The organism is Pseudomonas sp. SIMBA_068, from assembly GCF_046534705.1.
Classification (GTDB): Bacteria; Pseudomonadota; Gammaproteobacteria; order Pseudomonadales; family Pseudomonadaceae; genus Aquipseudomonas; species Aquipseudomonas putida.
Genome location: NZ_JAWRYI010001583.1, coordinates 1 through 238 on the forward strand (window position 1 = coordinate 1; position 238 = coordinate 238).

Annotated in this window: 1 protein-coding gene; it reads right to left on the bottom strand. The window is 55.0% G+C overall.

The features are described from left to right. Window positions 1-238: 7-cyano-7-deazaguanine synthase (locus tag SB756_RS35030; RefSeq protein ID WP_410913877.1), on the bottom strand; the 238-nt coding region annotated here is incomplete at both ends.

The window sequence follows — 238 nt, forward strand, 5'->3', positions numbered from 1 at the left end:
ATCGGCTTCAGGTTCATAATCAGGCACCGGAATGCTGTCACGTGTCAGGCTGCTGACCGCCAGCTCGTTGAGCAGCGTTACATCAAGAACCTTATGCGCGCGTGCTCCCAGTTTCAGCGCCAGTTCGCGTGCCACGTCGATTTCTGCGCGATGTCGCTGACCGTAATCGAACGTCACGCAATGGACTTCATCATATTGTTGTAATGCCTGCACCAGACAGGTGGTGGAATCCTGGCCT